Below are 22500 nucleotides of genomic sequence, written 5' to 3' on the forward strand. Positions count from 1 at the left end.
ATGACTGACGACGAGACCTTATGGCCACTCCCAGCGCTAGTTCTTATAACGCCGACGCCATCGAAGTCCTCTCGGGCCTCGACCCGGTGCGCAAACGCCCCGGCATGTACACCGACACCAGTCGGCCGAACCACCTCGCCCAGGAAGTCATCGACAACAGCGTCGACGAAGCCCTGGCCGGCCACGCCAAATCGGTGCAGGTCATCCTGCACGCCGACCATTCGCTGGAAGTCAGCGACGACGGCCGAGGCATGCCGGTCGACATTCACCCGGAAGAAGGTGTGTCCGGTGTTGAACTGATCCTTACCAAGCTGCACGCGGGCGGCAAGTTCTCCAACAAGAACTACCAGTTCTCCGGCGGCTTGCACGGCGTGGGTATTTCCGTGGTCAACGCGCTGTCGACCGAAGTGCGCGTACGGGTCAAACGTGACGGCAACGAATACCAGATGACCTTCAAGGACGGCTTCAAGGCCTCCGAGCTGGAAATCGTCGGCACCGTCGGCAAGCGCAACACTGGCACCAGCGTGTACTTCGCGCCGGACCCGAAATACTTCGACTCACCGAAATTCTCCATCAGCCGCCTCAAGCACGTGCTCAAGGCCAAGGCTGTGTTGTGCCCGGGGCTGCTGGTCAGCTTCGAAGACAAAGGCACCGGCGAGAAAGTCGAGTGGCATTACGAAGACGGCCTGCGCTCTTATCTGGTCGATGCGGTCAGCGAATTCGAACGTCTGCCAAACGAGCCGTTCTGCGGCGCTTTCGCCGGTAATAAGGAAGCGGTCGACTGGGCACTGTTGTGGCTGCCGGAAGGCGGCGACGCGGTGCAGGAAAGCTACGTCAACCTGATCCCGACCGCTCAGGGCGGTACGCACGTCAACGGCCTGCGTCAGGGCCTGCTCGATGCGATGCGCGAGTTCTGCGAATTCCGCAGCCTGCTGCCGCGCGGCGTGAAACTCGCGCCGGAAGACGTCTGGGAGCGCATCGCTTTCGTCTTGTCGATGAAAATGCAGGAGCCGCAATTCTCCGGCCAGACCAAAGAGCGTCTGTCTTCCCGTGAAGCGGCGGCGTTCGTCTCCGGTGTGGTGAAAGACGCTTTCAGCCTGTGGCTCAACGCCAACCCGGAGACCGGTCTGGCCCTGGCCGAACTGGCGATCAACAACGCCGGCCGCCGTCTCAAGGCGAGCAAGAAAGTCGAGCGCAAACGCGTCACCCAAGGTCCGGCGCTGCCAGGCAAACTGGCTGACTGCGCCGGGCAGGACCCGATGCGTTCCGAGCTGTTCCTGGTCGAGGGTGACTCCGCCGGCGGTTCGGCCAAACAGGCGCGGGACAAGGAGTTCCAGGCTATCCTGCCGTTGCGCGGCAAGATCCTCAACACCTGGGAAGTCGACGGCAGCGAAGTGCTCGCCAGCCAGGAAGTGCACAACATCGCCGTGGCCATCGGCGTCGATCCGGGCGCGGCGGACATGAGCCAGCTGCGCTACGGCAAGATCTGCATCCTCGCCGACGCCGACTCCGACGGTCTGCACATCGCCACTTTGTTGTGTGCGCTGTTCGTCCAGCACTTCCGCCCGCTGGTGGATGCCGGTCACGTCTATGTGGCGATGCCGCCGCTTTACCGTATCGACCTCGGCAAAGAGATTTACTACGCCCTCGACGAGGCCGAGCGCGACGGTATTCTCGATCGCCTGGTGGCCGAGAAGAAACGCGGCAAGCCGCAGGTCACCCGATTCAAGGGTCTGGGCGAAATGAATCCGCCGCAACTGCGTGAAACCACCATGGACCCGAACACTCGGCGTCTGGTGCAGTTGACGCTGGGCGAAGACTTCGCCGAAACCTCGGAAATGATGGACATGCTGCTGGCGAAGAAACGCGCCGGTGACCGCAAATCCTGGCTGGAATCCAAAGGCAACCTCGCCGAGGTGCTGGCCTGATGCAGTTTGGCTGGGCCTTGGCGGGTGCGTTGCTGCTGAGTGCGCTGAGCGTGTCGGCCGAGCCGCTGCAACAATTGCGGCTGCTTTCCGAACACCCGGTCGAAGGCATGCGCGGCGGTAACCTGTCGGGTCTGGCCATGTGCGGCAATGAGCTGTGGACGGTTTCCGATCGCGATGACGAGCAGATCTATCGGCTCGATACCCGCGATCCGGTCTGGCAGGCGCAAACCGTGCACATCGACGTGCCGCCTGTGCCGGAGAGCGGCCTGCCGTGGGGCTTGAGTTCGCGTACCTGGGCGGCGTCGTTCATTCGTGGGGGCGATCTGGATTTCGAAGGCATCAGTTGCGACAGCGTAGGCAATCGCTACATCGTCAGTGAGGCCCATGCGGCGGTGTTGCAGGTGCCTGTCAGTGGCCCGGCGAACTGGCTGAAAATCTCGCCGCTGCTGGTGCGCGAAGCGCGGGCGAGCGGCCTGCTGCTCAAGTTCAATTCGATCTTCGAAGGCCTGGCGATCAACCCGGCCGGTGATCAGATATGGCTGGCCGCCGAACGGCAAAAACGTGGTTTGCTGCTGATCAAGCGCCAGCAGACGGTGTGGGATTGTGACGGTCGCTGCGTGCTGCTCAGTGAGGGCGGCAAGGAGATGCAGCCGCCACAGTTTCCCAAGGCGAAAGCGGTTCATCGCGACTTTTCCGACATTTCCTTGTTCAACGGCAAGCTGTTTACCCTTGAACGCAACGCTTTCGAGATATGCCGTCGCGATGCGCAGACGGCCAAGGTCGAGCAGTGCTGGTCGTATGCCGGCGAACTGTTGCAGGAAAAACGTCGCTACTCGCAGAACTACGGACTGGAGGAAGCGCTGATCATTGATGCCGAAGGTGCGTGGATCGGCGTCGACAACAATTTTGGCCCGCGTGCTGATGGCGAAGTCCGCCCGGTGGTCTGGCGCTTTGCCGCGCCGGACGGTGGCTGGAGTGCCAGGCCATGAGCCAGCAGCCACCGGGCAAGCGTGCCGGTCGGGTGTTGATGATCCTCGCCTGGTGCGCGGCGTTGTTTCTTGCGACGAAGTTTTTTGGGCAGTGGGAGCAGCGCCAGCAGAATCCGAACATCGTGGTTACGTCGGAGCAGGGCGAAGGTTTTATCGAAGTGAAACTGGCGAGCAATGCCCAAGGGCATTTTGTCGCCAGTGGCCAGATCAACGGCGAACCGGTCGAGTTCATGCTCGATACCGGCGCCACCGATGTGGCGATCCCGGCGGATCTGGCCAAGCGTTTGAAGCTGCAAGAAGGTTTCGGCGTGACCCTGAGCACGGCCAATGGCCTGAGCCAGGGCTATCGAACGAAGATTGCCCGCCTGCAATTGGGCGACATCGTCCTGCGGGATGTCCGCGCACTGGTGGCGCCGGGGCTGCATGGCGATCAGGTGCTGCTCGGCATGAGCGCCCTGAACAGACTTGAATTTACCCAGCGCGGTGGCACCATGCTGCTGCGCCAGACAACGAACCGATGAGGCCCGCATGAGCGACTCCCTTGATCTCAGCCTGGACGGTGTAGAACGCCGATCGCTGGCTGACTTCACCGAAAATGCCTACCTCAACTACTCCATGTACGTGATCATGGACCGCGCCTTGCCGCATATCGGCGACGGCCTGAAGCCGGTACAGCGGCGTATTGTCTACGCCATGAGCGAACTGGGGCTGGACGCTGATTCCAAGCACAAGAAATCGGCGCGTACCGTCGGTGACGTGCTCGGCAAGTTCCACCCCCACGGCGATTCGGCGTGCTACGAAGCGATGGTGCTGATGGCGCAGCCGTTCAGCTATCGCTACACGCTGGTCGACGGCCAGGGCAACTGGGGTGCGCCGGACGATCCCAAGTCCTTCGCCGCCATGCGTTACACCGAAGCGCGGCTGTCGCGCTATTCCGAAGTGCTGCTCAGCGAACTGGGCCAGGGCACCGCTGACTGGGGGCCGAACTTCGACGGCACCCTGCAGGAACCGCTGGTGTTGCCAGCGCGCCTGCCGAACATTCTGCTCAACGGCACCACTGGTATCGCCGTGGGCATGGCCACCGACGTGCCGCCGCACAACCTGCGTGAAGTCGCCACCGCCTGCGTGCGTCTGCTCGATGAGCCGAAAGCCACGGTCGAGCAGCTCTGCGAACACATTCAGGGGCCGGACTATCCGACCGAAGCGGAAATTATCACGCCGCGTGCCGACCTGCTGAAAATGTACGAAACCGGCAAGGGCTCGGTGCGCATGCGCGCCGTGTACCACGTCGAGGATGGCGACATCATCGTTACCGCGCTGCCGCATCAGGTCTCCGGCGCCAAAGTGCTGGAGCAGATCGCCGCGCTGATGCAGGCCAAACCGTCGAAAGCGCCGCAGATCGCCGATCTGCGTGACGAATCCGACCACGAAAACCCGTGCCGCATCGTGATCATCCCGGTCAACAGCCGCGTCGATCACGAAGCGCTGATGCAGCACCTGTTCGCCAGCACCGAGCTGGAGTCGACCTACCGGGTCAACGTCAACATCATCGGTCTGGACGGCAAGCCGCAGCTGAAAAACCTGCGTGCGCTGCTGGTCGAATGGCTGGAGTTCCGCGTGCTGACCGTGCGTCGCCGCCTGCAATTCCGCCTCGACAAGGTCGAGCGTCGCCTGCACCTGTTGGATGGTTTGCTGATTGCCTACCTCAACCTGGATGAAGTGATTCACATCATCCGTACCGAGGAGCATCCGAAAGCCAAGCTGATCGAGCGTTTCGCCCTCAGCGAGATCCAGGCCGACTACATCCTCGACACCCGCTTGCGCCAGTTGGCGCGACTGGAAGAGATGAAGCTGCGCGACGAGCAGGACGAACTGCTCAAGGAACAAGCCAAGCTGCAAGCCCTGCTGGGCAGCGAAGCGAAGCTGAAGAAACTGGTGCGCACCGAGCTGCTCAAAGACGCCGAAACCTACGGCGACGACCGCCGCTCGCCAATCGTCGAGCGCGCCGAAGCCAAGGCGTTGAGCGAGCACGACCTGCTGCCGAACGAGAAAGTCACTGTCGTGCTGTCGGAAAAAGGCTGGGTGCGTTCGGCCAAGGGCCATGACATCGACGCCACCGGTCTGTCGTACAAGGCCGGCGATGGCTTCAAGACCTCGGCGGCGGGGCGCTCCAACCAGTTTGCCGTGTTCATCGACTCCACCGGCCGCAGCTATTCGGTCGCTGCGCATACCTTGCCGTCGGCCCGTGGTCAGGGCGAACCGTTGACCGGCCGTCTGACGCCGCCACCGGGCGCTTCATTCGAATGCGTGCTGATGCCCGAAGACGATGCGCTGTACGTTATTGCCTCCGATGCCGGTTACGGCTTCGTGGTCAAAGGTGAAGACCTGCAAGCGAAGAACAAGGCCGGCAAAGCGCTGTTGAGCTTGCCGAACAACGCCAAGGTCATCGCGCCGCGCCCTGTCGCCGATCGTGAGCAGAACTGGCTGGCCTCGGTCACGACCGAAGGTCGCCTGCTGATCTTCAAAATCAGTGATCTGCCACAATTAGGTAAGGGCAAAGGCAACAAGATCATCGGTATTTCCGGTGAGCGCGTGGCCAGTCGCGAAGAATATGTCACGGACATCGCCGTTCTGCCGGAAGGCGCCACCCTGGTGTTGCAGGCTGGCAAACGGACTCTGTCACTGAAAGCCGACGACCTCGAGCACTACAAAGGTGAGCGTGGACGGCGCGGAAACAAACTCCCGCGGGGCTTCCAACGGGTCGATGCGCTGCTCGTCGAAAACCTCAATTAGGCGAGAACGCCTTCCTAGAGCGTTCGATCTGCGATTAAACGCGTAGATCGACGCTTTGGCGCTGGAGTCGGAACGCATATTCACGGATGATATGGCCTTTCAAGCGCCGGCGTGGCCGAGCGTTCTTCATATTTATTGAGTATTTTCACTGTGGTCAGCCTTGTGGCGGCCACCTGGACGGGATGATGACTGCTCTACGCCCCCTTATTTTGTTGCTCGCCGGCGTTCTTGGCCTGGCGGGTTGCAGCGTTCACCAGCCGGTGTCGCTGTATCAACTGGACAGTGGAAGTCCGGTTCAGCCTGCGCAAAGCGCGGGCATGGCGGTTTTGCTGGGGCCAGTGGTAGTGGCCGATTACCTGCAACGCGAAACCCTGTTGCAACGTCAACCCGACGGCAGCCTGCAAGCGGCGACCGACGGTCGTTGGGCTGGCAGCCTTTCGTCGGATATCGATCAGTTGCTGATGCGTCAGGTGGCTGGTCATCTGGACAGCCAGCGTGTAGTGCTGGCGCCTGCTACTGCCGGGTTCACCCCGGATGTGCAAGTGCTGCTGACCATCACTCGTCTGGATTCCGGGGCGAAACAACCGGCTATTCTCGATGCGCAATGGCGTTTGATCGATCGTCGAGGCAAGGTGCGCGATAACCGCATCATTCATCTGCAGGAGCTGCACGCCGGCAGCACCGCTTCGCAGGTGCAGGCACAAGGCATCCTGTTGCAGCGTCTGGCCGAGCAATTGTCGGTGGCGCTCAAGCCTCTGGCCAACCAGCCGCCCGTGGCCGAGGCACCGCGCAAAGCTGCGCCGAAGCCCGCAGCGCCGGCGGCGGATGCCGAGAAGCAACCGAAGATTCCAATGGCCTCGCCGATCCGTACCGATATGGAAGTGTTTCGCTTCTGAGGGCGGAACGAGTCAGAACAGAGCCCGCCTTGTGCGGGCTTTGTTGTGTCTGGGGGGCAGAGATTATTCGTCTTCAGCGCTGGCCCCTTCGCGAGCAGGCTCGCTCCCACATTTGATCGGCGACGTGCAGGCCCTGTGGGAGCGAGCCTGCTCGCGAAGGGGCCAGTACAGGCAACAAAAAGCCCGCAGACAATCACTCATCTGCGGGCTTTTGCGTATCTGGCCTAAGCCTTACGCCCGGCGCTCATGCATCCGCGCCAGTTGCCGCTCCAGCATCGATGGATAAGGCTCCATCAACCGCTCCACACAGCAAGCGCCCTCGGGGCTGGCGATCGGCCGGATCCGCGCGCGCTGCCGGATCAGCGCGTCATCGCTGATCTTGCGCTCGACCAGCAAGAGATTGCGGCTGTGCTGCGACAAGGCCAGTGCATCCTGGGCCGAATCGGTCAGCAGCAGATCAATCTGGCTCAGGCCAAACAGCTCATCGCCCAAGGTCAGGCCCAGCTGCAATTGCAGGGTGATGCCGCTGTCCGCGACCTCGATCTGCAACTGGTGACCGAGTGCGCGCAGCAATTCGCCGCAGCAGATGGCATTGGTCAGGTAATCGTCGCCGCAATCTTCGGTGTGGAACAGCAACAGCGTGCTGCCATCGTTGAGGGTTTCGATTTCGCCCTGATACAGCGAAGCGGCCTGTTCGAGGCAGTCGCGATAGCGTTCCTGCAATTCTTCCAGACGTGCGCGAGGCAAACGGCGCAATTGTTCCTGCGAGCCCAGTTGCACGGCCAGTACGGCGGTGTGCTGTGGCACGTCAGGCGTCGGTTTGCGCGTGAGCGGTTGTGCGGCGCTGGTGAGCGACTCGTCGCGCAGGTCGGCGAAGGCGTCATCATCGTCATCGTCTTCGACGGTGCTGACCAAGTGACGCGGGGCCGGTTTCTTCGCGGCCAGCGGGCGGCTTTCGTCGAAGCTTGGATCGCGCAGATTACGCACCTCGAATTCCGGCTCGTCTTCTTCCTCGGCGAATTCCGGCTCGGGTTCGGGCTCAGGCTCCGGTTCCGGGGCGTAGCTGGCGTGCAGCTGGCGCGCCAGATCACCGATTTCATCCTGACGATCGATGCCCGGTGTATGCGCGTCGATGCGGCGCAGCCACACACGCAATTGCAGCAGTGGCGTCGACAGATAACGGCCCATGCGCAGGCTCAGAGCCAGCGACAGTGCCAGCAGAATCGCGCTCAGAATGCCCATGCTTTGCAGGCTGATCGTCATCGGCTGCTGGAACTGATCCATGTCCAGGCTGATGCGCAGTTGCCCGGCGGTCACGTCCTGGAAAGTGATCTTGCTCTCGTACATGCCCTCGGCTTCGCCCAGCAGGCTGTGCTTGGGACGCTGACCGGACTCGGCGAGGATGCGGTTGTCCACGCTGTAGATCGCCGCGTGGGCGACCAGTTTGTTCTTGGTCAGGTTGTTGAGCAGCACGTTGAGGCTGAGGATGTCGTTGGACACCAGCAGCTCGGTGGCGGAGGTGGCGGTCTGCGTGGTCAGGCTTTCGCCCAGCGCATCGGCCTGCTCGTGCATGGCCTGCTTGAATTGCAGCCCCATCACCCCGGCATAGATCACCAGGGCCAGAGCGACCAGGATCACGTTGTGGCTGGCAATGCGCAATGCAATCGGTACACGGCGGTGGCGCAGTGCACGGAAGATCAGCAGGAAGAAGTTATCGGTTTTGACTGGCGTGGGCCGGTTCACTTGAGCTCGGCTCTTTGTCCGTGAAGTTGACGCGCAGTATAGCGACAGGCCCCAGACCGGCAAAGCGCTCGCGGTGCCCGATGGTCACTGAAAGTGGGTAGAATGCGGTTTTTTTCCAGTTGCGGGGGTGCGCGTTGCGCGAAATCGTCCTGATTAACATCACGGGAGTCGACCGTCCGGGTCTGACGGCGGCCATCACCGGTGTTCTGGCACAAGGTGGTGTGAACATTCTCGACATCGGTCAGGCGGTGATCCACGACACCCTGTCGTTTGGCATCCTGGTTGAAATTCCCGATTCCGAGCAGGGCAAATCGGTGCTCAAGGACATCTTGTTCAAGGGCTACGAACTGGATCAGCAAGTGCGCTTCACCCCGGTGTCCGAAGAGGATTACCAGCAGTGGGTGGGCAATCAGGGCAAGAAACGCCATATCGTCACCCTGCTGACGCGCAAGGTCACTGCCGGCCAATTGCAGGCCGTCAGCGCGATCACCGCCAAATATGGCCTGAACATTGACCATATCGACCGTCTGTCGGGGCGCATGCCGCTGGACACGCCGGCCGACGAGGGCAAGGGTTGCATCGAGTTTTCCGTGCGCGGCGAAGCTGCCGATCCGCAGGCCCTGCGCGCCGAATTCCTCAGCGTTGCCCAGGAATTGAACGTCGATATCGCCTTTCAGGAAGATTCGCTGTTCCGTCGCAACCGACGTCTGGCCGTGTTCGACATGGACTCGACGCTGATCGAAGCGGAAGTCATCGATGAGCTGGCCAAGGCGGCCGGCGTGGGTGATCGGGTTTCGGAAATCACCGAGCGCGCGATGGCCGGCGAACTGGATTTCCGCGCCAGCTTCAAGGAGCGTCTGGCGCTGCTCAAGGGCCTCGACGTCAGCGTGCTCGACTCGATCGGCGCCTCGCTGCGCCTGACCGAAGGCGCAGAAACCCTGTTCGCCGAACTCAAACGGCTCGGCTACAAAACCGCCATCCTGTCCGGCGGCTTCACTTATTTCGCCAAGCAACTGCAGGCCAGGCTTGGCATCGACTACGTGTTCGCCAACGAGCTGGAAGTGGTCGACGGCAAGTGCACCGGTGTGGCGGTCGAGCCGATTGTCGATGCGCAGCGCAAGGCTGACTTGCTCAAGGAATTGGCGCACAAGGAAGGTCTGCGTCTGGAGCAGACCATTGCCGTCGGCGACGGCGCCAACGATTTGCCGATGCTGGCGATCGCCGGACTGGGCGTGGCGTTCCGCGCCAAACCTCTGGTCAAGCAGTCGGCGAAGCAGGCGATTTCAACATTGGGGCTCGATGGTGTGTTGTATCTGCTGGGTTTCCGCGATCGTGACGGGCAGCTCTGAGATCTCAGATAAGCTGATCTGGCCTCTTCGCGAGCAGGCTCGCTCCCACGGGAAACCTCATTCCTGTGTGGGAGCGAGCCTGCTCGCGAAGGCCGCGCCTCGGTCTAGAGCGAATTCCACAACGAATCAAAATCCTCCTCGCCCCCGCCATTGTGCGCAGGATCCAGCGAGCGATAGGCGAACTGGTTGAAACTGTGCGTACTCGCCACCCGCCGATCCAGCCCGGCGCGGTGTTCCTCGCCCTGAGTGTTGATCAACACCTTGTTGCCTTCCTGAAACGGCAGACGCGGCGCGAGTAAGGTGGCCGGCACATCGATCGCACTGATTTCCGGCAGCAGCAAGCCGCGCAAATACTGGCTGTGATCGTCTTTCGTCCGTACCAGTTGCAAACCGCACGGCTGCGCGTGTGGCGCGACCAGTTCGATGCCCATCTGCGTGCCGCTGCCCCGCACCTGGCGGATCCAGCGAATCACCGCAATGCTCCAGCCTTTGCTCTCGCTGTCCTGAATGCCGAGCATTTCCCCGGCCTGCAATTCGGCCGGCACCTCGCTCGGCCAGGCCAGGCAATAGCCGCCGGGGCTGTGGTTGATCACCGGCAGGGCGTAAGTCGGATAGTTCGGTGCGTTGCCGGGGCCATCGTCCTCGCTCAACTGGTCGTACTGGATTTCCTCGTACGGCAACAGCTCATCGTTGCCTTGCGGCGCAGCGTCGAACGCTTGACTCCAGCTGTCTTTTTCACCTTGAGCGACCACGCTGCTGAAATTCGCCGCGCGGGCACCGGGATGTTTGAGCAACTCGCTGAAGGTGCGCTCGCCGCCGAGGTAGAAGTGCAGGGCGCTCATGCCGACACACACAGTCAATGAGCCTTGGCCGGCGATACGCTGAAAGCTGCGTTCCGCAGCCTGGCCCCAAGTGGCGTGGAGATGTTGCAGGGTATCGAGGCTGAGACCGGCGGAGACAGGCAAAGGTGTCGAGGTCGGCTGGTGCTGAAAGTGCGTTTCGAGCTGTCTGACCAGTGGCTGCGGATCGAAGCCCAGCAGCCCGCTCTGTTGTTCGCTGCGAAACATCTTGCGGTAGCGGGGGCCGACATCGAGTTCCGGACTGACCGCAAACAAGCCGTCGTCGGTGCTGCCGGGATGCAGCTTGAGCAGAGCGCTCCACGGCTCGATCACCTCCGCTAGCCGGGCGATCTGGCTCTGGCGCAATTGATTGCAACGGGCGCTGCCCAATAGCAGAGCGGCGATGTAGGTTTGCTCGACGCTCAGTTCGCTGGTCAGGTAAGCCAGATCATCGCGCAGCCGCCGTTGCTGCAGCTGTAGTTCAGAAGCGCTGCGATACAGTTGATGCAGTTCGAACCACACATGCTCGGGTGGAGAACTGTACAACTGCGTCGCACGCACCAGTTGCGCCTTCAGCGCGTGCGCGGCACGTTGCAAAGCGGTGCTGACCAATGTCGCCCGATCCTTGCTGTATTTGGGCAGGATACGCAGGGCGATCTGTTTATAGCCGATGGCCAACTGGCCTTGCAGGGCCTGACACAGGTTGCTGACTTTGCGCGAACGCTCGTCGAGCATGATCGCCTGATGCAGAAAGTGCCGTTCCAGATGCTGGCAGACGAAATACACCTCGGGCCGCAGCAGTTCCAAGAGTTGCAGGCGATTGTCGCTAGGAGTGAGCAACAGGTTCAGTTCGCCGAGGCCTTGATAGAGCAGGCGGGCGGTTTCGCCGATGTTGGCCTTGGGCAGGCCGGCGATCCAGCGCTTGAGGTCGCGCGGGCTGGCGTCGCAGAACGACAGGCGCGTTTGCGTGGGAGTCGGAGCGCGCAGCTTGGGAGAAAAGTTGGTCTGGCTCATGAGCAAAACCATAGCAGCAAATGCCGCGGTTTGCGGAAGCAGCCTTGGCTGCTTCCGCGAACAGGGTCACGCTTTTGGCAGTGCCAGACCCTGGCCCATCTGCACTGGCGAACCGGCCACCAGCTCTTCGGCCCACTTCACCTGATCCGGGCCAAACAGCACGATCGCCGTTGAACCGAGCTTGAAGCGCCCCAGTTCCGCGCCTTTTTCCAGATGAATCGGTGCGCGTGCGGCTTCGTCGTAGCGGAAGGTTTTCAGCTCGCGCTTTGGTGGTGTGACCAGACCGGCCCACACGGTTTCGATCGAAGCGACAATCATCGCGCCAACCAGCACCACGGCCATCGGCCCGCGTTCTGTATCGAAGATGCACGCCACACGCTCGTTGCGGGCGAACAGCTCGGGAACGTTTTCGGCGGTGGTCTGGTTCACCGAGAAAATCCGCCCCGGGATGTAGACCATTTCGCGCAGGGTGCCGGCCAGCGGCATGTGCACGCGGTGGTAGTCCTTCGGCGACAGGTAAATGGTGGCGAAGTCGCCGCCCATGAACGGCGCCGCGTTGGCCGCATCACCGCCGAGCAATTCGAGCACGCTGAAGCTGTGGCCCTTGGCCTGGAACACGCGACCGTGCTCGATCGGGCCGAGCTGGCTGACCGCACCGTCGGCCGGGCTGAGGATCGCGCCCGGGGTTTCGTCCAGTGGGCGTGCGCCATCTTTCAGGGCGCGCGTGAAGAACGCGTTGAAGTGCTCGTAAGCGGTGAGGTCTTCGACCAGCGCTTGCGACATGTCCACTTGATAACGCTTGGCAAACCATTGGGTGAAGGCATTCTTGAACCAGCGCACGCGGCATTCGGCGATGCAGCCGGCCAGGCGCGACAGCAGGTGATGCGGCAGCAGGTACTGACTGAGGATAAACAGACGCTCTTTCATTAGTTGTCCTTAAAACCTTGAATCTCGACAGGCGTGTCAGGGTGGTTGCCCCATTCGCCCCATGAACCGGCGTAGCCCTTGACCCGCGGATAACCGAGGGATTTGGCCACCAGATAAGTGAAGCCCGACCGGTGATGGGTCTGGCAGTGGGTAATGATTTCCTTGTCCTTGGTGATCCCAAGGTTTTCGAGGATCTGCGGCATGTCGCTGCGGATGCGCAACTGACGCGCCGGGTCCATGCCCGCGGTCCATTCGAAATTGACCGCGCCGGGGATGTGTCCGCCCTTGGCTGCGAGGACTTTCTCGCCGGAATATTCCAGCGGCCCACGCGCGTCCCAGATCGCCAGATCGGCCGCGCCGAGACGGCTTTGCAGGTATTCGCGGGTGGCGGTCGGTTCGTCGTGCAGGGTCAGCGAGACCGGGCCGCCGACTACGGGTGGTACCTGGATCGACATCGGCATTCCGTCTGCCAGCCAGGCCGGCAGGCCACCATCTATATAGTGGTACTTGTCATGGCCGATGACATCGAGCAGCCAGATGAAGCGTCCGGCCCAGCCGCCGCCCTCATCGTCATACACGACGTAGACCGCGTCTTTGCGATGGCCGAGCTCGCCGAACAGCGCTTGCAGATCGGCTTTCGCCGGCATCAAACCCGGCGCCGGTGGCTGGCCGAGCTGGGTGCGTTTCGGGTCGACAAAACGTGCGCCGGGCAAGTGACCTTCGGCATACCGGGCAGGGCTGGTCAGGTCCACCAGGATCAGTTCCGGGGACTCCAGACGCGGCAGCAGGTCGCTCGGCTCGATGACAAGCGACAAGCCAGAGAAGTCAGACATGTGAGGTCTCCAGAGCACAAAGGGGAGGATTGTAGCGCAGGCTCATTGGCCACGGCTGCTAAAGCTGTGCAGGGCTTTTTCGATGCACTGCGCGGTTTTGCCGAAGGCTTGTACGGTGATGTCGGCGAACGGCCCGCCGCCCTGATCGGCAACGACGATCATGATCACCCGGCCGTTATTCACCAGTGAGCGCAGGAATAAGTGCTCCCCGCGAAACAGCGTGCGCAGGCTCGCCGGTAACAAGGCCGAGAATTGCGCGTTGTTCTCCGGCGAGATCCGCACCTGCGCCTGCTGAGCGAGCAGGCGTTGCAGGACTTTGCTCTGGCTGACGGCAAAACTCAGCGCCGCCGCATCCTTCGGCAAACCGGCGGTCTGGTGCACGCGCAGGGTCGTGTGTGTGCGGTCGGCCATCAGAATCATCACCCGGCGCATGCCGCTGGCCACCAGTGCCTCGCGGGCGGCGACGGTCAGGCTCATGGCATTGGTGAAGCGGCTGGGCTCGGCGAGGAGTTCGGCGCATTGCCGACGCCACTGGCTCAGATCATCCGCATTCGGCGCTGCGGCCGGGAGCATGCCGGCCGGCAAGCGACGAGTGCCCCACGGCCAAATCAGTGAAACCGCCGGGTGCCACAGATCGGGCATTGCATGCTGACGCGCGCTGTTCGCCGCTTGCTGGTGCAACTGTTGCTGCACTTCGTCCATGGAAATCTGCAGATACAGGCTGGTCAGGTACTGCCAGCGCTTGCTGTGCAGACTGTCCCAGGCCTGTTGCGCCGACAGCGCCAGGCCGTTGGCGAGCAGCACGGTATTCGCCGGCTGGTTGAGCCAGCGCCGCAGTGTCGGGTCGTCGTCGAGGCGATTCTGCTGGCGCAGCGGGTGTTCGCTGTCGCGGGCAATGCGCAGCACTTTGACCAGTTCGCGTTGTTCACTGAGCAGCAATTTGTAGCCTTGCTCGACCCAGATCGGCAGATGCCAGGCCTGGACCAGTGCCTCGGCAATCCTCAACAGGCGCACGCCGAACAACTGCTTTTCGACGACCCCCGCCGATTCGCCCTTGTGGATAACTCGCAGTTCCCACTCTTCGAGCAACTGCGGATAGGTCAGTGCCAACGGCCACAGCGGCGACAAAAACAGCAAGCTGCCCCAGTGGATGTCCTGCCACAGCCGCGCCAGGCGACTGGCGAAAAAACCGTTGGCCTGTTGTGTCGCGTGTTGGCTGATCAGCTGCAATTGGCGCAAGGCCTTGGGAATCTGCCGGTGCGGTTCGGCGGGCAGGCGCGCGAGCAATTCTTCGGTGCGCGCCAGGCCCAGGCGATTGATTGCCACCTCGAGATTTTCCGCTGGCGCGGCCATGGTGCCGTGAGTGTGACGATTCGCCTCGCGGATGATGCTCAAGGCCAGCGCCGGGCTGTCCTGCATCAGATCGGCGATGTCGCGCAGCGAGCTGCGGTTGTCGCGGATCGCTCGGCAGACTTTGTCGTGAGCCTCTTGTGGTACGGGCAGGAGGACGCTGTCGAGCAGCTTGACCCAGCCGTCGAGGGTGGTCGGTTTTGCGTGTGGGACGTTCGTTTCATTAGCCATGTCTGGACGAGATCTTCACTGACTGTAGACGCGCCCGGCATGGGCTAAATTGGCTTTTCGCCTGAACTGGCTATAGTCTGGCGCAGTTTTGCCGATAAGTAGAAGAAGAGATTTTTTAACTTCCGAATATGACCTTGAACCCGACTTAAACAAGTACCTTCTACCTATGGCTAAAATTATCGGCATCATCGTCGTATTCGCGAGCGTGCTCGGCGGATACGTGCTCTCCCACGGCAAGATTGCCGCCCTGATCCAGCCTTTCGAGGTGATGATCATCGGCGGTGCGGCCCTCGGCGCCTTCCTCCAGGCCAACCCCGGTTACATGACGATGCACGTGCTCAAGAAATCCCTGAGCATGTTCGGTTCGCGCTTCACCCATACCTTCTACCTGGAGGTGCTCGGGCTGATCTACGAGATCCTCAACAAGAGCCGCCGCGAAGGCATGATGGCGATCGAAGGCGACATCGAAGATGCCGCCGCGAGCCCGATTTTTGCCAAGTACCCGGCCGTGCTCAAGGATGAACGCATGACTGCGTTTGTCTGCGACTATCTGCGCATCATGTCCTCCGGCAACATGGCTCCGCACGAACTCGAAGGCCTGTTCGACATGGAGCTGTACAGCCTCAAGGAAGACCTCGAGCACCCATCGCACGCCGTCAACGGCATCGCCGACGGCATGCCCGGTTTCGGTATCGTTGCGGCGGTACTCGGTATCGTGGTGACCATGGCCTCGCTGGGCGAGGGTGACCAGGCGTCGATCGGTCTGCACGTGGGTGCGGCACTGGTCGGTACCTTCTTCGGTATCCTCGCGGCGTACGGTTTCTTCGGTCCGCTGGCGCATTCCCTGGCCCACGATGCCAAGGAAGAGCTCAACGTCTACGAAGCCATCAAGGCCTCGCTGGTGGCTTCGGCGTCCGGCATGCCGCCGTCGCTGGCGGTCGAGTTCGGGCGCAAGGTTCTATATCCGGCGCACCGTCCAAGCTTCGCCGAGCTGGAACAAGCGGTTCGCGGTCGCTAAGTCATGGAAAATAATCAGCCGATCATCGTCAAGCGCGTCAAGCGCATTGCCGCCGGGCACCACGGCGGGGCGTGGAAAATCGCCTTCGCCGACTTTGCCACGGCGATGATGGCGTTCTTCCTGGTGCTGTGGCTGCTGTCCACCGCTACGCCGGAACAGAAGATCGCCATCGCCGGTTATTTCAAGGACCCGGTCGGCTTCTCCGAAAGCGGCACGCCGTACATCATCGACTTGGGTGGTACACCGACCCTGGCGCCGGAAAACACCCTCAATCCGGAAGTGAAGTCGCAGCCGCAACCGGACAAGGTCACGGTCGACACCGAACAGGTTGAAGGCATGGCCGAGCAGGTCGAGAAGGAGCGTCTCGAACTGCTGCTGCAAGAACTGCAGAACAAGGTCGACGAAAATCCGCAACTGCAGAAATTCAAGGATCAGATCCTTTTCGAAATTACCCCGAACGGCCTGCGCATCCAGATCATGGATGCCGAGAACCGGCCGATGTTCGACTCCGGTTCCGCACGCCTGAAACCGTACTTCGAAGACATCCTGCTGGCCATGGCCGACACCATCAAAGCGGTGCCGAACAAGATCAGCATCAGCGGCCACACCGACGCCAAGCCGTACATCGGCACTGGCGATTACGGCAACTGGGAGCTGTCGGCCAACCGTGCCAACGCGGCTCGCCGTGCTCTGGTCGCGGGCAGCTATCCGGATGCGCAGGTCGCGCGGGTGGTCGGTTATGCCTCGTCGGCGTTGTTCGATCGGGAAAACCCGTTCAACCCGGTTAACCGCCGGATCGACATTGTCGTGCTGACCAAGAAAGCCCAGGCTGCCATAGAAGGTGCGCAGGGTCCTGAGGCGGCGAAACCGGCAGATCAGGGTCAGAACGGTGCTGCTCCGGCAGCCCCGGTTGATCCTAATGCGTTGCCGGCGGACAAACAGCCGGTGCCAGCGCATGAGTTGCGCGAGCGCTTGAATCTGTTTGACGATGCGGCGCCGAAACCGGCTGAGCCGGGGAGTGCAGCACCAGCGCCTGCGCCGAAGCAGTAAGTGAAAAAAAGCCGACAGTGATGTCGGCTTTTTTGTGGCTATCGGTTCATGCCCCTGACCATTTTCTTAGCGTTGCTAAAATAATCGGGGACAGGCCGGCACAGTCTCAGAATCCCCGACGAATCCGGTTCTTCAACTGTTCATGAAACATCTCCGCATCGCGCTTGTAAGCCCCTTTGACCGATTCGCTGATCGAATCCAGCGCCATCGACCGCTTGTTCGACACCTCATCACGATACGCATCGATAAAGAAATCCAGGTCGCTGGCCGTGCTCAGCTTCGGCCACTTGTCCAGATAGATCGGCAATTGCGCCGGCCCCGTCTTGAACGTACAGATCCGCCGGTTGCTGATCGTCGCCTCGCCAATTTCGAACGGCACCCACCAGGACTGCGCAGTCTTCTCCGATACCACCGCCAGCAGATGCGTGCACTCGGTGATGTTGCGGGTAATGACCCCGGTGATGTCGTCGGTGGTCTGCGATTCCGGATCCAGCACGTCGAGGTAAGTCCTGATTTTCGCCTGGGTCAGGCGGGTGTTGATGGCGATCGCATGGGCGCGATCCATGTGGCGGTAGCTGATGAAGACTGGCATCAGAAATGTCCTTTGAGGGCGAGTTCGCGGTAATAGGCGCCGAGTGCCGTGAGGCGGCAGCCGGTGGAGTTGAGGGCGGCGTAGTACATGTGCTCGGCGTCGACCGGCTCGATCAGGCTGTGACGATTGCACTTCTGCAACTGGGCGAAGATCTCGCCGTGCTTGGGTGCGAATGCCTTTTCGGTGGGTTCGTAGCTGGGGTCGAGCGGGAAGACCGATTCGGCTTCGACGAACCAGTCCGGCAATTTGCGCAGGATGTCCTTGGGGATCAGCGGCGAGACTTCGCGCAAGGAAATGAACTGCGAAACATTGGTCTTGAACACCGGGCGCTGTTCCCACGGTCCGAGGGCGTTGTCGACGAAGGAGTACAGGCTGCCGGGGGTGATTTTGCCGAGGATATTCGCCGCGCCGCCATGCAGCGCTTGCAGGAGCAGGCCGGTGAACACACCGTGCTGCGCGCCCTCCAGCGCGGGCTCGGCTTTTTTGCAGGCGGTGAGAATGGTCATGCCCTCGCCGACCATACTGCTCTCGCTGCGCAAAGCGCGCACTTCGCCGGCCGAACCGCTTTCGCAGCAGTCGAGGATGATCACTTTGTTTTTGATCCGCGTGGCCTTGTCCGCCCAGTTGAGGATGTCGGTGATGCGGATGCCGTCCTTGGCGTTACGGTAGTCTTGCGCGATCAACATGCCTTCGTCAGTGTCGGCGTCGAAACTGCCATGGCCGGCGAAATACAGCAGGGCGACGTTGCAGTCACCGGAAAACAACTCGCGAATCTGGTCTTCGAGTTTTTGCCGGCTCAGATAATCCTCGGCGGACGTCAACAAGACATTCTTGAAGTTGGGATCGCCGTTGGCGTTGGTTTTCAGCACCGAAGCCATGGCCATGGCGTCGTTGCAGCAACCGCTCAGCCCGGAAATATGGGCATAGTCATTGATGCCGATAAACAGTGCCTTGCGCATGGTTACACCACCGTGGGCAGGCGGATCGTGCCGAAGTCGGTGCAGCAAGACGAATGGATGAAGAACAAAACGCAGGTTTGCATGGCTTTCCTCGAGTGTCGCTGTGAGCGAAGGAGGAAACGAATGTAGGCCGCTGGCGCGGGCCTACAAGGTCTGCGCGGCAAAACAGAAATGTCCTGCAAGCAGGCGCGCAAAAGCCTACAGACGAGGCTGATGTTTAAGGAGGAGGGGCGTGAGTCAGATGCAGTCCAACAATCGGCAGCCCATCGTGCAGGGCTGCCGGCGTGGCTGTTTAATAGCCGTTTTCAGGCAGGCTGGCGATGATCGAGCGATAGCTGTTCATGCGTTGCTGCTGGATGCGCCCGTCTTCCAGCGCCTTGAGCAGGGCGCAACCCGGTTCGCGGTCGTGCTTGCAGTCGCGGAAACGGCAAGTGCCGAGCAGGTCGTCGAACTCGATGAAACCGGCTTCGACGTCGGCGCGGCTGACGTGGCCCAGACCGAATTCGCGGATGCCCGGGGAATCGATCAGTTCACCGCCTCCGGGGAAATGGAACAGCCGCGCAGTGGTGGTGGTGTGCGTGCCCTGACCGGACAGCTCGGACAACGGCCCGACACGGGTTTCGACTTCCGGCAACAAGCTGTTGACCAGCGACGACTTGCCAACGCCGGACTGGCCGACGAATACGCTGATGCGCCCGTCGAGCTGCTTTTGCAACTGCTCCATGCCGTCGCCGTGGTGCGCCGAGACTTCCAGCACCGGATAACCCAGCGTGCGGTACACCGCCAGCAACGCGTTCAGTGCCGGGGCGTTCTGCTCATCGATCAGGTCGAATTTGTTCAGCAGCAGCAGAGGGCGGATGCCAGCGTGTTCAGCGGCGACCAGATAGCGGTCGATCAGGTTGGCGTGCGGCTCGGGCAGCGGCGCGAAGACGATGACGATCATGTCGACGTTGGCGGCAACCGGCTTGAGCTGGCCACGGCTGTCGGGACGGCACAGTTCGGTGCTGCGCGGCAGTTGCGCGACGATTACGCCAATGCCTTGGTTGCCGGCGCGCCAGACCACTTTGTCGCCGGTGACCAGCGCCGGCAGGTTGGCGCGCAAGTGGCAGCGGAACACTTGACCGGCGAGTTCGCCGTCAACAGCTTCGACTTCGACCTGCACGCCAAAGTGCGCGATCACCAGGCCGTGCTGTTCAGGGCCGAGGTCGCCGCCCTCGAGGGCTTCGACCGCCGAGGACTCGCGTTTGGCGGCGCGTGCGGCGCGCTCGCCCTGAATCTTTTCGATGCGCCAGTTTTGACGACGATTGAGTTGGCGTTTGGCCATGGGTGTTCCGTCTGAAGAATGCAGCGATTAGGTAAAACGGCCGCGAGTTTAGCACGCCCGGCTACCGGCCTAGGCTAAACTGCGCAGCATTGCCTAGGAGCCCGAATATGCAAAACCCGCAGAACCTGATCTGGATCGACCTGGAAATGACCGGTCTGGACCCGGATAACGACGTCATCATCGAAATGGCCACCATCGTCACTGACAGTGAGCTGAATACATTGGCCGAGGGCCCGGTGATCGCTATCCATCACAGCGACGAAGTACTCGCGCGCATGGACGAGTGGAATACCCGCACCCACGGCAATTCCGGCCTGACCCAGCGTGTACGTGACAGCCGCATCAGCATGGCCGAAGCCGAGGCGCAAACCATCGCCTTCCTTGAGAAGTGGGTGCCGAAGGGCAAATCGCCGATCTGCGGCAACAGCATCTGCCAGGACCGTCGCTTCCTTTATACCCACATGAAGGCACTGGAAAGCTACTTCCACTATCGCAACCTCGACGTCTCCACGCTCAAGGAACTGGCCGCGCGCTGGGCGCCGGATGTGCGTGACAGCTTCAAGAAGGGCAGCACCCACCTGGCGCTGGATGACATCCGCGAATCGATTGCCGAGCTGCAGCACTACCGCAAGCACTTCATCAAGTTCTGAGGGAGCGGCATTCGGCTTTACGCCTTCGCGAGCCTGCTCGCGAAAGGCGCGCCCTCTTCTGGTGCGGCGCTGAAATGGCTAGACTGCGCGCCTTCCTGCCTGGACTGCCATCATGTTGCTGATGCTCTATCTGATCGCCATCACCGCCGAAGCCATGACTGGCGCGCTGTCCGCCGGACGACGCGGCATGGATTGGTTTGGCGTGGTGCTGATCGCCTGCATCACCGCGCTCGGTGGCGGTTCAGTGCGCGACGTGCTGCTCGGGCACTATCCGCTGACCTGGGTCAAACACCCGGAGTATCTGGTGCTGACGTCGGTGGCGGCGATGTTCACCGTGTTCACCGCACGCTGGATGCGCCACCTGCGCTCGCTGTTTCTGGTACTCGACGCGGTGGGCCTGGTGGCATTCACCTTGATCGGTTGCATGACCGCTCTGGAGATGGGCCACGGTATGCTGGTGGCGTCGGTCAGCGGTGTGATCACCGGCGTCTTTGGCGGCATTCTTCGCGATATCTTCTGCAACGATATTCCGTTGATTTTTCGTCGCGAACTTTACGCCAGCGTCTCGTTTGCCGCTGCGTGGTGCTACATGTTGTGTCTTTATCTGAATGTGCCGGGTGAACAAGCCATTCTGATCACTTTGTTTGGCGGATTCTTGTTGCGTCTGCTGGCCATTCGTTTTCATTGGGAAATGCCGAAGTTCGTCTATAACGACGAACATTGACCGCGGTGGTGGTACTCTGAATGTAGTGCGGCGAAGCCAGGTTATTCGCTGGCGCCCGGCGTGCGTATATTCTTACATTTTGCTCTTTGATATTTCCCTGCCAAGAATGTAGTTTTTTTGCTGACATATTCCCTATGTCGCTATAAATCATTCCTTTGAAGGATCTGCATTATGAGTGAAAGCATGGACGCTACAAATAATCACCAAATTACTGCGCCTGTTCTTGCGGGTCTTGCCAGTTTTAAAGTCAAGTTCGATGCCAGTGATAATGCCCAGAGCAGGGCACTTTTCGCTAACGGTCGAATGCAGGTAAAAGTTCAAGTACTCGTTTCCGGAGTCAATGCTGACGGCGAAGCCATGCATGTCCCGACAGATGTGATGGAGAGTATCGAGCTCATTCATTACGCCACCGGCAAGACGTTGCGCGACGGCTGGGCTGCAAGCAACGTGCAGGGTCGATTCACCGTCGAGGCCCGATCCGCAACGTCTGTCGGGGAGATAGCTGATGATATGGACGATGACAGCGTTCACCCTCAGGTTCGCACATTCTGGGTGTCCTCATCGAGCGCAGGAGCGACTCAGATCGGTGCTCGACTGTTTCTGAACGGCGAGAGAATTCTCAGCAACGGAACCACACTCTCCAGTGTCCATGACAGCAGTGTAACTATCGAAGCAGAAACTCCTGCGACGTATTCTGTTGATGGTGTGTTTCGGTTGTATCAAACCAGGATTGGCAATGAGTCGCCCGGCAATCGAATCTGGAAGTACCATTTAGGCCTCTATCCGGGCGGGAAGCAGGTCAGGCTGGTTGACTGGATTGTAGAGGGCGTAAAAGAGGGCGAAAATCATAATTTTGCCGGCGGTAACCGTCTTAATGAAATAAAAACGAATTATATGGACTGCATTTTTGTACGCCCCGAAAATTCAAGTATCACTGTAACGTTGCCTGTTAATGGCGATCCGTTTGTATACACCTTTACCAGAGATGCGCAAACATGGAGTCATAAGCATTATAAAGTAATAACTCAGAGCGACGGAGAATTGACCATCGTGCAGGCGCTATCCGAATATTCGGAAAATACAACAGCGCGGAAATATGGGGGCGTACTTTTCTTCATCGCCATCGATGAATACGGTACCGAGCATAAACTGTCGATTCGTGTGGATTTTTACGAGCGAAATTTGTATCTACAACGAGGCTGAGTCTGATCATTCCCCGATGCAATGTCGGCGGATGCAATAAAAGTATATGCGTTGGACATTGCGTCTGTAGATAAGCTGCCATGTCCAA

Annotated in this window: 19 protein-coding genes; 11 read left to right on the forward strand and 8 right to left on the reverse strand. The window is 60.7% G+C overall.

The window, feature by feature from the left end:
- The first annotated feature begins 20 nt into the window (after window positions 1-20).
- The 5 genes from parE (at window position 21) to ACZ0AZ_RS11405 (ending at window position 6606) form a co-directional block, all read left to right on the forward strand.
- Window positions 21-1928: a DNA topoisomerase IV subunit B gene (gene parE, locus ACZ0AZ_RS11385; protein WP_024011346.1), complete on the forward strand. Its 1908-nt coding sequence runs from the start codon at window positions 21-23 to the stop codon at window positions 1926-1928.
- Window positions 1928-2917, forward strand: a complete 990-nt coding sequence (locus tag ACZ0AZ_RS11390) for an esterase-like activity of phytase family protein (protein ID WP_123443957.1) — start codon at window positions 1928-1930, stop codon at window positions 2915-2917. The genes parE and ACZ0AZ_RS11390 overlap by 1 nt, the downstream gene beginning before the upstream one ends.
- Window positions 2914-3438: a retropepsin-like aspartic protease family protein gene (locus ACZ0AZ_RS11395; RefSeq protein WP_016771968.1), complete on the forward strand. Its 525-nt coding sequence runs from the start codon at window positions 2914-2916 to the stop codon at window positions 3436-3438. Before ACZ0AZ_RS11390 ends, ACZ0AZ_RS11395 begins: the two co-directional genes overlap by 4 nt.
- Window positions 3439-3445: 7 nt before the next feature.
- Window positions 3446-5710 (forward strand): DNA topoisomerase IV subunit A, encoded by a 2265-nt coding sequence (gene parC, locus ACZ0AZ_RS11400; RefSeq protein WP_024011349.1) that lies wholly within the window; start codon window positions 3446-3448, stop codon window positions 5708-5710.
- 185 nt (window positions 5711-5895) lie between these two features.
- The gene (locus ACZ0AZ_RS11405; protein ID WP_039756820.1) at window positions 5896-6606 is read left to right on the forward strand and encodes a PqiC family protein; all 711 of its coding nucleotides are present in this window, start codon (window positions 5896-5898) and stop codon (window positions 6604-6606) included.
- Between the two features lie 231 nt (window positions 6607-6837).
- On the opposite strand, the gene ACZ0AZ_RS11410 is transcribed toward ACZ0AZ_RS11405, so the two are convergent.
- Entirely contained in the window at window positions 6838-8349 is a 1512-nt protein-coding gene (locus ACZ0AZ_RS11410; RefSeq protein ID WP_129998198.1) for an AhpA/YtjB family protein, read from the reverse strand.
- 134 nt (window positions 8350-8483) lie between these two features.
- Here ACZ0AZ_RS11410 and serB point away from each other — a divergent pair, with 134 nt between their 5' ends.
- Entirely contained in the window at window positions 8484-9698 is a 1215-nt protein-coding gene (serB, locus tag ACZ0AZ_RS11415; protein ID WP_463537395.1) for a phosphoserine phosphatase SerB, read from the forward strand.
- Between the two features lie 104 nt (window positions 9699-9802).
- Here the strand turns inward: serB and ACZ0AZ_RS11420 are convergent, their stop codons facing one another.
- The 4 genes from ACZ0AZ_RS11420 to ACZ0AZ_RS11435 all read right to left on the reverse strand — a co-directional run bounded on the left by ACZ0AZ_RS11420 (window position 9803) and on the right by ACZ0AZ_RS11435 (window position 14892).
- Window positions 9803-11551, reverse strand: coding sequence for a molecular chaperone (locus tag ACZ0AZ_RS11420; RefSeq protein ID WP_463537396.1), 1749 nt, complete (start codon window positions 11549-11551; stop codon window positions 9803-9805).
- Window positions 11552-11617: 66 nt separating this feature from the next.
- Window positions 11618-12478, reverse strand: coding sequence for an archaetidylserine decarboxylase (gene asd, locus ACZ0AZ_RS11425; RefSeq protein WP_024011354.1), 861 nt, complete (start codon window positions 12476-12478; stop codon window positions 11618-11620).
- A complete protein-coding gene (gene rhdA, locus ACZ0AZ_RS11430) occupies window positions 12478-13311 on the reverse strand; it encodes a thiosulfate sulfurtransferase (protein ID WP_129998194.1) in 834 nt (277 codons plus the stop codon). Before rhdA ends, asd begins: the two co-directional genes overlap by 1 nt.
- Window positions 13312-13353: 42 nt before the next feature.
- A complete protein-coding gene (locus ACZ0AZ_RS11435) occupies window positions 13354-14892 on the reverse strand; it encodes an HDOD domain-containing protein (RefSeq protein WP_039756826.1) in 1539 nt (512 codons plus the stop codon).
- A 166-nt stretch (window positions 14893-15058) separates the two neighbouring features.
- Between ACZ0AZ_RS11435 and motA the strand changes: the two genes are divergently transcribed.
- Together motA and motB are read left to right on the forward strand one after the other, a co-directional pair.
- Window positions 15059-15910, forward strand: a complete 852-nt coding sequence (motA, locus tag ACZ0AZ_RS11440; RefSeq protein ID WP_024011357.1) for a flagellar motor stator protein MotA — start codon at window positions 15059-15061, stop codon at window positions 15908-15910.
- Window positions 15911-15913: 3 nt separating this feature from the next.
- A complete protein-coding gene (gene motB, locus ACZ0AZ_RS11445) occupies window positions 15914-16960 on the forward strand; it encodes a flagellar motor protein MotB (RefSeq protein WP_039756828.1) in 1047 nt (348 codons plus the stop codon).
- A 106-nt stretch (window positions 16961-17066) separates the two neighbouring features.
- Here motB and ACZ0AZ_RS11450 read toward each other — a convergent pair whose 3' ends face one another.
- From ACZ0AZ_RS11450 to rsgA, 3 genes are all read right to left on the reverse strand, one after another.
- Window positions 17067-17552 carry a toll/interleukin-1 receptor domain-containing protein gene (locus tag ACZ0AZ_RS11450; protein ID WP_016771960.1) on the reverse strand — a complete coding sequence of 162 codons (486 nt, stop codon included), beginning with the start codon at window positions 17550-17552 and terminating at the stop codon, window positions 17067-17069.
- Window positions 17552-18511: a caspase family protein gene (locus ACZ0AZ_RS11455; protein ID WP_129998193.1), complete on the reverse strand. Its 960-nt coding sequence runs from the start codon at window positions 18509-18511 to the stop codon at window positions 17552-17554. Before ACZ0AZ_RS11455 ends, ACZ0AZ_RS11450 begins: the two co-directional genes overlap by 1 nt.
- 292 nt (window positions 18512-18803) lie before the next feature.
- On the reverse strand, window positions 18804-19835 hold the full coding sequence (gene rsgA, locus ACZ0AZ_RS11460) for a small ribosomal subunit biogenesis GTPase RsgA (protein ID WP_024011360.1): 1032 nt from the start codon (window positions 19833-19835) through the stop codon (window positions 18804-18806).
- A gap of 107 nt (window positions 19836-19942) precedes the next feature.
- Between rsgA and orn the strand changes: the two genes are divergently transcribed.
- The 3 genes from orn (at window position 19943) to ACZ0AZ_RS11475 (ending at window position 22412) form a co-directional block, all read left to right on the forward strand.
- Window positions 19943-20485, forward strand: coding sequence for an oligoribonuclease (gene orn, locus ACZ0AZ_RS11465; protein ID WP_039756832.1), 543 nt, complete (start codon window positions 19943-19945; stop codon window positions 20483-20485).
- A gap of 109 nt (window positions 20486-20594) precedes the next feature.
- Entirely contained in the window at window positions 20595-21209 is a 615-nt protein-coding gene (locus ACZ0AZ_RS11470) for a trimeric intracellular cation channel family protein (protein WP_186547712.1), read from the forward strand.
- A gap of 171 nt (window positions 21210-21380) precedes the next feature.
- On the forward strand, window positions 21381-22412 hold the full coding sequence (locus ACZ0AZ_RS11475) for a hypothetical protein (protein ID WP_129998192.1): 1032 nt from the start codon (window positions 21381-21383) through the stop codon (window positions 22410-22412).
- The last annotated feature ends 88 nt before the right edge of the window (window positions 22413-22500 follow it).

This window comes from Pseudomonas sp. AC239 (assembly GCF_979258545.1).